12 protein-coding genes and 1 tRNA gene are annotated in these 12,695 nt (G+C 46.8%); all 13 read right to left on the bottom strand.

Features of this window, described 5'->3' with window-relative positions:
* Nucleotides 1–11: 11 nt before the first annotated feature.
* Complete coding sequence (locus FTT64_RS00065; protein WP_180103761.1) at nucleotides 12–770, bottom strand: mannosyl-3-phosphoglycerate phosphatase; 759 nt, start codon at nucleotides 768–770, stop codon at nucleotides 12–14.
* Between the two features lie 145 nt (nucleotides 771–915).
* A complete protein-coding gene (locus FTT64_RS00060; RefSeq protein ID WP_180181924.1) occupies nucleotides 916–1,914 on the bottom strand; it encodes an adenosine deaminase in 999 nt (332 codons plus the stop codon).
* A 67-nt stretch (nucleotides 1,915–1,981) separates the two neighbouring features.
* Nucleotides 1,982–3,304 (bottom strand): NCS2 family permease, encoded by a 1,323-nt coding sequence (locus FTT64_RS00055; protein WP_005176982.1) that lies wholly within the window; start codon nucleotides 3,302–3,304, stop codon nucleotides 1,982–1,984.
* Nucleotides 3,305–3,648: 344 nt separating this feature from the next.
* A complete protein-coding gene (locus FTT64_RS00050) occupies nucleotides 3,649–3,885 on the bottom strand; it encodes a hypothetical protein (RefSeq protein WP_168382973.1) in 237 nt (78 codons plus the stop codon).
* Nucleotides 3,886–4,094: 209 nt separating this feature from the next.
* Nucleotides 4,095–4,523, bottom strand: a complete 429-nt coding sequence (locus FTT64_RS00045; RefSeq protein WP_180103764.1) for an I78 family peptidase inhibitor — start codon at nucleotides 4,521–4,523, stop codon at nucleotides 4,095–4,097.
* 208 nt (nucleotides 4,524–4,731) lie between these two features.
* Nucleotides 4,732–4,808: transfer RNA gene (locus FTT64_RS00040), tRNA-Val, on the bottom strand.
* A 31-nt stretch (nucleotides 4,809–4,839) separates the two neighbouring features.
* The gene (locus tag FTT64_RS00035; protein ID WP_180103773.1) at nucleotides 4,840–6,849 is read right to left on the bottom strand and encodes a DUF3488 and transglutaminase-like domain-containing protein; all 2,010 of its coding nucleotides are present in this window, start codon (nucleotides 6,847–6,849) and stop codon (nucleotides 4,840–4,842) included.
* A 2-nt stretch (nucleotides 6,850–6,851) separates the two neighbouring features.
* Nucleotides 6,852–7,763: a DUF58 domain-containing protein gene (locus FTT64_RS00030; RefSeq protein WP_005176842.1), complete on the bottom strand. Its 912-nt coding sequence runs from the start codon at nucleotides 7,761–7,763 to the stop codon at nucleotides 6,852–6,854.
* A gap of 2 nt (nucleotides 7,764–7,765) precedes the next feature.
* Entirely contained in the window at nucleotides 7,766–8,728 is a 963-nt protein-coding gene (locus tag FTT64_RS00025) for an AAA family ATPase (RefSeq protein WP_373685093.1), read from the bottom strand.
* An 85-nt stretch (nucleotides 8,729–8,813) separates the two neighbouring features.
* Nucleotides 8,814–9,113: a YbdD/YjiX family protein gene (locus tag FTT64_RS00020; RefSeq protein ID WP_005176838.1), complete on the bottom strand. Its 300-nt coding sequence runs from the start codon at nucleotides 9,111–9,113 to the stop codon at nucleotides 8,814–8,816.
* A gap of 11 nt (nucleotides 9,114–9,124) precedes the next feature.
* Nucleotides 9,125–11,224: a carbon starvation CstA family protein gene (locus tag FTT64_RS00015; protein WP_168381850.1), complete on the bottom strand. Its 2,100-nt coding sequence runs from the start codon at nucleotides 11,222–11,224 to the stop codon at nucleotides 9,125–9,127.
* A gap of 172 nt (nucleotides 11,225–11,396) precedes the next feature.
* The gene (gene efp / locus FTT64_RS00010) at nucleotides 11,397–11,966 is read right to left on the bottom strand and encodes an elongation factor P (RefSeq protein WP_005176835.1); all 570 of its coding nucleotides are present in this window, start codon (nucleotides 11,964–11,966) and stop codon (nucleotides 11,397–11,399) included.
* A 346-nt stretch (nucleotides 11,967–12,312) separates the two neighbouring features.
* Nucleotides 12,313–12,695 (bottom strand): transposase (locus FTT64_RS00005; RefSeq protein ID WP_180181923.1); only part of this gene is annotated, 383 nt, incomplete at its 5' end.

Below are 12,695 nucleotides of genomic sequence, written 5' to 3'. Positions count from 1 at the left end.
TCCTCTCCAGTTTATTGTTGTAAAAAGTACTGTAATCCTTCTGCCCAACCCGCTGGTGCCTGCTGCCGGGTGAAGTACACAGAATCGTGTTCTAATGCCAATGCTGCTTTATACGGCCGTTTGACCACCACAGCATGCTGACAGGCTTTCAGCATATCGAGATCATTTTCACTATCCCCCAGCCCAATACACACCATTTGCGTCGGATAAAACTGTTTCAGCCAGTTCACCGCCAGCGATTTATCACAGTCACGGCTTAAAATATGGCTAAAGCGTCCACCATGAACCATATGCAAATTACTGGCCAGATGTTGCGACAATATCGCTTCGTCTTCGGTTCGGCTGTCCGGATTCCAGATAATGACTTCGCTATACGGACGCTCTAAAGCTCGGGCTGCATCGTCCAGCACCAAACCGGTCAGCGCTGCAATCTGCGCAGCATCACAGTCACTAAAGCATTGAAAATTTAAGCCATAGTCTGCTTTTAACTGCTGTAGTTGCACCGCAATGTCGGTACTGGATAAGGGACTTTGATAGTCATGCTGCGCATTAAAATAGATATATGCCCCATTTTCAGCCACAAAAGGCATGCCGCTTAAACCGAGCTGTTGCTGCAAATGGCGGATTTCCGCTGCGGTTTTACTGCTACATAAAATAACCGGAGAATCCGGAATTAAACGCTGGATCAGCTCTATGTTCTTCCCATAGCTGTAATTATCATGATTTAATAAAGTCCCATCTAAATCTGTAAAAATTATAAATTTTGGCATCTGTACTTATATTGGCTTTATCTGTGTAGAATCCTATAAGATTCTCAGCTTAATATTGCTTTAACTTACTTTTTTATAACAAGAAAGTAACAGGCCTACATGAAGTAGGCCTATTTTTTTCATCATTTTATGAAGCTAGATGCGCTTATAGAGCCTGGATTTTTTCAATCCAAGCCTGTTTCTGCGCTGCTGGCAGGAACGAGGCTTCAAAGGAGTTAATCGCCAGTTGCTTTAACTCATCTGCATTTAAATCTAACGCTTCGGTAATGGCAATAAAGTTGTCATTCATATAGCCGCCGAAATAAGACGGATCATCCGAGTTAACCGTCACCTTCACGCCCTGCTGTAACAAACGGCGGATATTGTGCTGCCGCATATCCTGCACCACGCACAGTTTTAAATTACTGAGCGGGCACACCGTAAGCGGCATTTCATCCTGAATCAGACGCTGCATCAGTGCCGGATCTTCTTCAGAACGCACGCCGTGGTCAATACGATTCACTTTCAGCAAGTCCAGTGCTTCCCAGATATATTCTGGTGGACCTTCTTCACCGGCATGCGCCACCACCAAGAAACCGTATTCACGGGCTTTGGCAAAAACGCGGGCAAATTTAGCAGGCGGATGCCCCACTTCGCTGGAATCCAGACCGACTGCAATAATCTGTTCTTTATACGGCAGTGCCTGTTCCAGCGTTACAAATGCTGCTTCTTCGCTAAGATGACGCAAGAAACACATGATTAAACGGGAACTGATGCCCAGTTTGCTTTGTGCATCATCACAGGCACGTTGCAAACCGTTAATTACTGTCGTAAAGGCAATCCCGCGGTCAGTATGAGTTTGCGGATCGAAGAACATTTCGGTATGTACCACCTGATCTTCTGCACACTTTTCAAAATAGGCCCAGGCCAGATCATAAAAGTCCTGCTCATGTACCAGTACATTGGCACCGGCATAATAGATGTCTAAAAACGACTGCAGGTTATGAAAGTTATAGGCCTCTTTGACTTCCTCGACTGACTGATATGGAATGGCAATGTTGTTACGCTGCGCGATGGCAAACATCAGTTCCGGCTCAAACGTCCCTTCAATATGGACATGCAACTCTGCCTTGGGTAAGGCGCGAATCAGCTCAAGTTGATTCATCTCTCATCCTCATGAAAATAAAAAAGGGTGCAAACCGAGTTTACACCCTCAAAATGGTTGCTGGGGATTAACCGCCAAATAACGCGAATTTTAATGCCCACAATACTGCAATAATCCACACCATATACGGCACAGATGAAGCTTTACCGGTCAACAACTTGATCAGCGCATAGCTGATAAAGCCCATGGCAATACCGTCCGCAATTGAGTAGGTAAATGGCATAAATACGATGGTCAGGAAGGCTGGAACCGCTTCGGTAATATCTTCCCAATCAATATGTACAATGCCCTGAATCATCAGCACACCCACAAATAACAAGGCAGGTGCAGTAGCAAAGCCCGGTACCGATTGGGCCAGTGGCGCGAGGAATAAACACAGTACAAACAGCACCGCCACCACTACCGCAGTCAGACCGGTACGCCCGCCCGCAGCAACACCGGCAGACGATTCAATATACGGTGTGGTTGAAGAGGTACCCAGTGCTGCACCCGCTACAATGGCAGATGAGTCGGCAAATAAGGCTTTTTTCAAACGTGGTAATTTACCATCTTTGAGCAGGCCCGCACGATGTGAAACACCGACCAGGGTACCGGTGGAGTCAAACAGATCGACCAGGAAGAAGACGAAAATCACCCCGATCAGGCTGGCAGTAAACAGACCTTCAAAGTCCATTTGCATGAACGTTGGCGCGATAGACGGGATTTCACCGACCACACCTTTAAATTCGCTTAAGCCCAAAGCCGTAGAAATAGCCGTTAATACCAGAATACTGATGATAATTGCACCACGCACCTTGAATTGGTGCATCACCACAATCATCAGGAAGCCAAATAAGGCCAACAGCACTGAAGGCTGTTTCAAGTCACCCAGACCCACCAAAGTCGCCGGGTTATCGACAATAATGCCTGCGTTTTTTAGTGCAATTAAGGCCAGGAATAAACCAATCCCGCCGCCAATGGCCAGTTTCAGGGACATTGGAATGGCATTGACAATGGCTTCACGAATTTTGAACATGCTGATGGCAATAAACACCAGACCGGATACAAACACCGCAGCCAGCGCAGTTTGCCAAGGCACACCCATGCCCAGACAAACCGAATAGGTGAAATAGGCATTCAGGCCCATACCCGGTGCCAGCGCAATCGGATAGTTGGCAATCAGTCCCATCACCAGACAGCCAATTGCGGCTGCCAGACAGGTTGCAACAAAGACAGCCCCGTGATCCATCCCGGTTTCGGATAAAATCATTGGATTGACAATAATGATGTAACACATAGTTAAGAATGTGGTTACACCGGCAAGAACCTCAGTACGAAAACTGGTCTTGTTTTCGCTTAACTTAAATAAGCGCTCAAGCACATTTTCTGAAGATGGATTAGGAGTCGTCATGACCTCGCCCTTGTAAATAAACTTAAATACCCAACAGTGATGCGAAAGTACGGAGAAAATTCATCCCTACCCCTAGCATTGCCAAGCAACGGATATGCCAAAAGTTACACGCACAGGATAAGTCTATTTAGCCATTATGCTTTGAGCCCTTAACAGCTCAAATCAGATAAATTCTAAACAAAAAAGCCGCATAACTTTATGCAGCTTTACTTACCATAATTAAATCAACTATTTAAAAAATAAACACGCTAATTTAATTGTCTAATGGGTAAATTATATCACACTGATTTTTCATTGTTTCTAAAATTTATCTTTAATTTTCATTCAGAGCATTTCATGCTGAATTAGAATTTTTGGCCTAAACTTCCAGCCCGCTCAATAGAGGGTTCGATCTGTCGCATGTGATCATCCAGCGATAAACGATGTGAAGCCCGATCTTGTTCAATCAGATGCAGAGAGTCGCGTGCCTCCTGCACAATATTCTGCATTTCTTGTTGTCTGCGGTGTTGTTCCTGCTGAAACACCCAGACCATTAACAGGACAACCATGACAATAAAGGTCACGATCAGGATTTGCCTCATGTTCTTTACTATTATTAAACAAATTTAATTTATACTAACAGAAAAATAAACAATATGTGAACCATGTCACAACTTTCAGTTTGTGTATTAATCAAATTTTAACAATTCAAGCATTCAATTGGCCTTTAACTCACTCCTACCCTTACCTATTGAAATTTCAATTTCCTGACACCCATAAAAAAAGTCCGCACTGGGCGGACTGTTTAGCCTTAACCGCAGGATGCTTGCACAATTTTATTACTGTTCGGATCAATGGTTACTGTGACTCGGTCAGCGCGATAATCCATGGTGACCGGCTGGCCAGGATGGACGCTGCGAACAATTTTGGCCTGAGTCCGCTGCTTGATTTCGCTCTGTGGCAAACTGCCTGATTGACCGATCAGCTTTTTGGCTTCTTCTGCCACACACTGGCCTGGCTGCTGACGGAACAGCGCCCATTCTTCAACGATGCTGCCATCCGGTAAATGGCAATAGCCCACCTGACCACTGTGTTCGTCTTTAATTTCCAGCCGGCCACCCTGTTCAATACAATACTGACTGGCCGGATTGGCAAGTCCTACCTGTGCTGGGGGGTGCTGTACGGTGCTACAGGCCATAAGCGAGGCTGCAAGCGCAGCAAAAAGAACAATATTTTTCATGGGCAGTATTCTTGTATAAAAAATATTAGCCTAGCAAATTTTACTGGACCTGCTGTGTCTTTTTGCAAAAGAGGGAGAAAGCTTCTTGTAAGTCTTGATGAGGGGCAGCTTTGACTCATATAGAGCTGTTACTGATAAATTGGTGGATGGAGAAATTACAGAGATAAAAAAAGGCTTATCAGTATTTCACTGATAAGCCTTTAAAATTTGGTAGGCATATCCAGACTCGAACTGGAGACCTCTACGATGTCAACGTAGCGCTCTAACCAACTGAGCTATACGCCTATATGTGACGCATCATATTCACTTTTAAATTTTATGACAAGCCTTTTCTATGATTTTTCAATGCAGATGCACAAGAATTCAGCAATGCTTTGAATTTTTTCAAATCTGCCTCAGAAACCTGCTCAGATGCATACTGCATCTGCTCATATAACTGCACGGTCTGCTTAAACACATGATGCTGCTGTGACTCAGCCTGAGCCGCCAAACGAGACATCCACATGTTAAACGTTTCAGCAGGCTTTTTCTGTAATTCAGGCGGTAACGGCTTCGAAAACGTCTGCAACAGCTGGGCAAGTTTTGGCTGCCGGCGAAGATGCTGATAATACAACCAGGCCATATATAGCCCCAGCAGACCTAAAATGGTCAGTATCAGCATCAGGATATTGGCATAGCTGGAATGCAGTCCCAGTTTGGCTAGCCAGCCCCGCTGCGACTCGGCATTATAGCCCACCACCTTGCTTTGCCATTGATAGCTGGCATAGTCGCTCCAGATACGCAGTTTATTCATTAAATGATAATGCCGATAAGTCCAGCCACTGCCGCGCTCGCCCAATACCGCCTGATCTTCCGCAATCAGATTTTGCATGCCCTGCTCAACCCGCTGCGGGCTAATCATTGCTGTCGGGTCAAAACGCTGCCATTTGCCGTTTAACAGCACTTCGGTCCAGGCATGCGCATCTAACTGGCGTACTTCCCAGCTTTTACCATCCGGGGCCAGCTCTCCGCCCTGATAACCGGTGACCACCCGCGCCGGAATTCCGACATAACGCATCAGCATCACAAAACTGGAAGCATAGTGTTCACAAAAACCCTGACGTGACTGAAACAGGAACTCATCAACACGATGTTGCCCTAATCGCCCCGGGGTTAAGGTATATACAAAGCCATTTTCCCGATACCAGCGCAGCACCTGCTGCACATAACGCTCGGGATCTTGTCCGCTGTGCAAAAATAAACGCTGGGCCAGTTGCTGTGCCTGCAAGTCCTGCTGTACCGGAAATTGAGTATTGATGCGTAAATTCAAGTGAGCATTACTCACGGTCTGGGTCTGGATATCGCCAATCCAGCGCAACGGAATCGGCTCGATCCGCTGGGTTAAACGCCGCGGTACAATGCCCCAATCCTGCTGGCTATAATAACGGCGCTCCAACGGAACCGATTTCTCTAGCCCCATCACCCAGCGCACACCTGGGTCAGCCGCCAGATATTGATAATCAAAACTACGCACATGCGCCGGCTGCAATACATCGCTACGCATTAACGGCTGCTGGTTGACAAAGCTGCTACGCCAGCGCTGGCCATCATATTCATCCAGCACCATCGCCCGCCAATACAGCTCATGCCGTGGTGGCAGTTGCTGCACATCGCCAATAATCCGAAAGGCCAGCGCGCTAGATTGTGACAGCTCGGCAATATCGCCCGGCGACATGCTGTCACTAATTCCGGTAATACCTTTATTTTCCGGAATCGGAATATGCCACAGTGGCGGTAGCCGCGGGAAAAACATAAACAGCAAGACAAAAAATGGCAGTGCATACAGCACAAAACGCCCCACATGGCGGGCATCGCGTTTTAAGGCCTGTACAGCCGAAGCCTGATATTCAAATTCGCTGGTTTGCAGGCGATACAGCCCGATCAGACAACTGAGCAGGCTTAAAATGACCATAAAGGCCATCCAGATTGAATGGCTAAACAGGAAGGAACTGGCACTGACAAATAGCGCGAAATTGAACAGGATAATCACATCGCGCCGGGTTCGGGTTTCGAGGGCCTTGGCAAATAAAAAGGTTGATAACACCGCCACGCCGGCCTCTACCCCAATAAAGGCGCGGTACTGTAAATAAATACTCAGCAGCGCCAGCGCAATCAGGCTAAAGGTCCAGTATTTGGCAATCGGCTGACGCCCGGGCTGCAGACTGAAATACAGACTAATCAGGATGATGATAAAAATTATACTGAGCAGCACAGGCAGATAGATCAGCTGTGCCAGTAACAGCAGGCCCAGGCTTGAGAGAATCGAAATACGGATACTGGAATTCATCTTTATGCCTGCGCCAACAGTTGTTTGGCGAGCAGCAATTGCTGCTCGCCACAGGCGGCCGGTAATTCTACCTGCGGCAAATACAGGGCATAGGCACATTGCTGCTGTTCACACTGCTCGACTAGGCCCATCATTAGGCTGAGTTTTTCTTCATGCGATGTGCTGGGCATCTGCGCATAGTCAATTTCAAGCTGCTGCTGATTCTGATATTGCTCAAAGACCTTGACGTATAAGCCCTGGCCACGCGCCACCTGTTTCCAGGACACTGCCTGCAAGGAATCTCCGAGCTGATAACTGCGCAGCTCCCGGAATTCATCTAAATCAGGTTCTTCATTGTGCCGGTTGTGTTTATTTTCAGTGGTGTGCTGCGCCGCTTTCGGTGCAATCCAGGCAAAGTCATTGAAATACAGATAGGTCCAGGCACGTACCAGACCAAAGGGATAAACCGAATATAACTGGATGGCCGGATAATGAAACTTGCCGCGCTGGGCAGTATAAAAAGCTAAGCTATACTGCTGTTTGGCTTCACTCAGCGCCAGTTTATGTAATTGCTGATCAACCTGAATCCACAGATAACGCAGCTGTGGCGTATCCTGCTGAAAAAACAGGTGCAGCTGGACATTTTCCCCGGCCTGCCCGACCTGCTGTGCCACCACCTCAAGCTGCAAGCCATGCAGCTGCTTAAAGGTCAAATAAAAACTGATACATAAAATCGCGCTAATTAAAAAGCAGAAGCCCAGAATCAGGTTATTGGCATAGTTAATACCGGCCACAAAGGTAATCAGGATAAGCACCAGATATAAATAACCCTGCTGATAAATAAATACCAGCACATCTTTTTGCGTGAGGCGTTTTTTCTGCTGAAATTGAAAACGCTTTTCCAGCCAGTGCTGCCAAAAATTCTGCCCGAGCATACTTAGCTGACCTGCACCTGTTGCAGCAGCTGCTGGGTTTCACCCTCACTTAAACCAATACGATGTGCCACCACCGCCACAAAAACCGCTTGTACATCATCCGGAGTGACAAAACTGCGCTGTTCAATTAACGCATGTGCCTGGGCGGCTTTTTTCAGGGCCAGTACTCCGCGCGTCGATAGTCCATGCCGGTTTTTACGGCTGGCTTCGGCCAGATCCAGAATATAATCCTGTACGGCGTCACTGACATAGAGCCGATGCACCTGCTGCTGCAATTCCAGAATTTCATCTTCGTTAAATACATGTTGCAAACTGGCAATCAGGCTCTGCCGGGAAGATTGCTGTAGCAACAGTTTTTCCGCATAACGCGATGGATAGCCCAGTGATAAACGCATTAAAAAGCGATCCAGCTGCGATTCCGGCAATGCATAGGTTCCGCTCTGAAATAGCGGATTCTGGGTAGCAATGACCCAAAATGGTTGCGGCAATTCATAACGTACGCCATCGACCGTGACGTTGCCCTCTTCCATCGCCTCTAACAAGGCACTCTGGGTTTTCGGGCTACAGCGGTTAATTTCATCGGCCAATAAAATCTGGGTAAAAATCGGGCCCTGCTTAAACTCAAACTGATGTTCTTTCTGATTAAACATGTTCACCCCAATTACATCACTGGCCAACATGTCATTGGTAAACTGAATCCGCTGAAATTTTAGTCCGGCCAAATGCGCCAGACTGCTGGATAAGGTGGTTTTGCCCAGGCCGGGTAAATCTTCAAACAGCACATGGCCGCCAGCCAGTAAACAGACCAGTGCCAGTTTGGTTTGCTGCTGTTTATCGAGAACAATCTGGTTGACCTGTTCAAGGAACTGCTGGATTCTGGGTGCATAGCGCTGCAGCTCGCTCTGGAGCTTCGCCTGATCGTGTACTGGTTCCGATTTCTTATCCTGTTTCATGCCCCAAATCACCTTCATTCCCCAAATAAAAACGGTGTATGTCCTAACATACACCGTTTTGTTTTTTTTCTAAAGAAATCAGACGATTTCTAGACTTTTAACACGGACACTTCTTCAGGTTTCCAGAAGATGGATAACGTGAATCGACACAGTGCCGGTAAAAGGTTTTGGCATCCATCGCTTCCAGATCCGGATGATGCTGCCGCATGTGCTCCAGATAGGTCTGATAATCAGGCACCCCCACCATCAGCCGGAAACTTTGCTGCAAACGCTGCCACAATGTGGCAATCCGCGACCAGTTTTTAGGATTCAGGATTAAATCCTTCTGCGACATCACGGTCATTTTGATGATTTTATAAATCACCGTTTTACCCGCTCGAGCAAATTTCAGATTCATCTTCTCGCTCCTTAATGGCCTTTGGCCGGCTGAATATCTTCAGGATCGCGGTAAATTGCTTCTGCTTCATGCACGGTTGGTTCCGGATTGGCCAAAGCACGGCGAATCACCCCAATCGCAGCAAACAGCATCACAAACGCCACAATCATAAAGAAGCCACACAATGCCGCATTAATCTGGTTCGACATTGCCACAGTCTGCATTTCCGCAATACTTTTGGCTGGTGCCAGAATTTCATTATTGGCAATGGCGGTATTGAAACGCTCTGCCTGTGCCAGGAAGCCGATCTTCGGATTTTCGTGGAAAATCTTCTGCCAGCCAGCAGTCATCGAGGTGATAAACAGGAACACGGTCGGGATGATGGTCACCCAGACATATTTCTGTTTCTTCATCTTGAACAGGATGACAGTACCAAGGATGAGCGCCATCGCAGCCAGAATCTGGTTACCAATACCAAACAGTGGCCATAAGCTGTTAATCCCGCCGAGTGGATCGACCACGCCCTGATAGACGAAGAAGCCCCAACCCGCCACCGCAACCGCAGTCCCCAGCAAGTTACCAAAGAAGTTGTGAGATTTTTTCACCGCAGGAATCACAATACCTACGGTATCCTGAACCATAAAACGGCAGGCACGGGTACCGGCATCCACTGCTGTCAGAATGAATAGCGCTTCAAACAGAATGGCGAAGTGATACCAGAACGCCATCATTTCACGGCTATTGAAAACCTCGGTGATGATATGGGCCATACCAATTGCGAAGGTTGGCGCACCACCAGTACGGGACAGAATCGAGTTTTCACCGACTTCCTGGGCCAGCAAGGTCAAGGCTTCAGGCGTGACCACAAAACCAAGGTTACGCACAGCTTCTGCTGCCGTATCTACCGACGTACCCAGTAAAGCCGCTGGCGAGTTAATCGCGAAATACACACCCGGATCAAGCACCGCGGCACAGATCAGCGCCATAATCGCCACGAAAGATTCCATCAACATACCGCCATAACCAATCATACGGATATCGCGTTCGTTGTTGACCAGTTTTGGCGTGGTTCCTGAAGACACCAGGGCGTGGAAACCGGAAATCGCACCACAGGCAATGGTAATAAACAGGAATGGGAACAGCGAACCGGCAAATACCGGACCAGTCCCATCAACAAACTTGGTGACCGCTGGCAGTTTCATTTCCGGCATGGCAAATAAAATACCAATCGCCAGACCTGCAATGACACCAATTTTCAAGAAAGTTGACAGATAATCACGCGGTGCCAATAACAGCCACACCGGTAAAACCGACGCAATAAAACCGTAAATGATCAATGCCCAGGTCAGCTCAGTCCCTGACAAGGTAAAGAACGGTCCCCAGTACGGATGCTGCGCAATGTTTTCACCGTAGATGATGCCAAGCATCATCAGCACAAAACCGATAATCGACACTTCTGCAATTTTACCCGGACGGATAAAACGCATGTAAATGCCCATAAAAATGGCAATCGGAATGGTGGCGGCAATACTGAATACACCCCACGGACTGTTGGTCAGGGCTTTCACCACCACCAGCGCCAGTACCGCCAGGATGATAATCATCACCCCAAGTGCACCCAGCATCACGATAATACCGGCAAAGCTGCCGAGTTCCTGCTTGGCCATTTCACCCAGTGAGCGGCCGTCACGACGGGTCGAAATAAACAGTACAAGGAAATCCTGTACCGCACCGGCCAGCACTACCCCAACCAATAGCCAGATAGTGCCCGGTAAATAACCCATTTGCGCTGCCAGAATCGGACCAACCAGCGGTCCGGCACCGGCAATTGCAGCAAAGTGATGGCCGAACAGGACACTTTTATTGGTCGGGACATAATCTAAACCGTCGGCCAGGCGATGCGCGGGAGTTAAACGCCTGGCATTGAGTTCAAAGACTTTATTGGCAATAAATAAACTGTAGAAGCGGTAAGCAATGCTATAGACACAGGCGGCGGCGAGGACCAGCCAGACTGCGTTTACATGCTCACCACGGCTGAGCGCCAGAATCCCGAAAGACACTGCACCCACAATAGCGACGAGCAGCCAGATAATTTTCGAAGTTAGGCTCGACTTCGTTGGTAATGTTTCCATTCAATCCCTCATATTTTCGATGCATTTAAATCAGCTTGATTGTTGTTGTTCGAGGTACTGCTGTTTTCCTTTGCGACTTTACGCCTGTTATTTTTCTATGCCTCTAAGACTTTGGCATAAAAAAAGGGATGATTGATCATCATCCCTTCGATAATAGTATATTTTTACACCATTATGCACGTTCTAAATATTCACCAGTACGGGTATCTACACGAACGCTTTCTTCTTGCTGAACGAATAATGGAACACGTACCACAGCACCTGTTTCAAGTTTCGCTGGCTTACCGCCACCGCCAGAAGTATCACCACGAACACCTGGATCAGTTTCAACAATTTTTAATACCACGAAGTTCGGAGCGCTGACGTTTAAAGGCACGCCGTTGAACAACATAATGGTACATTTTTCATTAGAATCGTCTTTTAACCATTTTGCAGCATCGCCCATAGCTGTTTTATCAGCTGCGATCTGTTCAAATGTTACAGGATCCATGAAGTTCCACAGTTCGCCGTCATTGTACAAGTAGTCCATTTCTACTTCTACAATGTCAGCAGCTTCTAGTGAATCACCAGATTTGAAAGTTTTTTCTAATACTTTACCTGTTTTAAGGTTACGTAATTTCACACGGTTGAAGGCCTGACCTTTACCTGGTTTTACGTATTCGTTTTCCATGATTGAACATGGGTTACCATCAAGCATAACCTTAAGGCCTGACTTGAATTCATTCGTAGAATAATTGGCCATGACTGGCACACTCCAAACTTACTAACTTTAAGCTATCGATGCTACGGGCTGTTGCGATGTCATTTAGCAAGTCTGACACGAACATTAGTTGCCACATGCACATTCATTTTATGTGACGTATTCTAAATGACCAATATACCTTGCCGCAATGAAAAATTCTTGTTTAACCGGCCGCTGCTGCCTAAGTTACAAGCAGATATCCATCTACCGGCTTTATTCCCAACTGGCAGATGCTTAAAATCAGCGCAGCTCGTTCTAGACTCCGCTTGGCCCGGATGTCCTGATTTTTCGCGCACAAAGCACATTCCCAGCGCCTGCAAACTGTTAAACTAGGGTCTGTTGAGAATTACCGAGAGTTAATTACACTCGCGCACAATTGAATCATGGCTTCAAAACTCGTATCTGTTTTACAACTACGCATCGCTATACGTTTAAATTCTTTTAACTTACAGAAATAGTTTTCAATGAGATGACGCCATTTATACATAGTCGTATCAAATGCTCTCATTACTTTTCGATTAGATTTGGGTGGGATCACCACTTTCACTTTTCGTTCATTGAGTTCTTGGATGAGCCAATCTGCATCAAATGCTTTATCCGCTAGTAATGCTTGAAAATCAACATCTTCGATTAAAGGTTTGGTTTCTACTAAATCGTGATATTGACCAGGCATTAATCGAAACTTAATGAGGTTACCTAGACTATCCACTAAGGCAAGAATTTTACAGG

Origin of the sequence: Acinetobacter sp. Q186-3 (genome assembly GCF_013420655.1) — a bacterium.
Classification (GTDB): Bacteria; Pseudomonadota; Gammaproteobacteria; order Pseudomonadales; family Moraxellaceae; genus Acinetobacter; species Acinetobacter indicus.
Note: the sequence above shows the minus strand (reverse complement) of the source record. Positions and strands in the feature narration are given on the sequence as shown.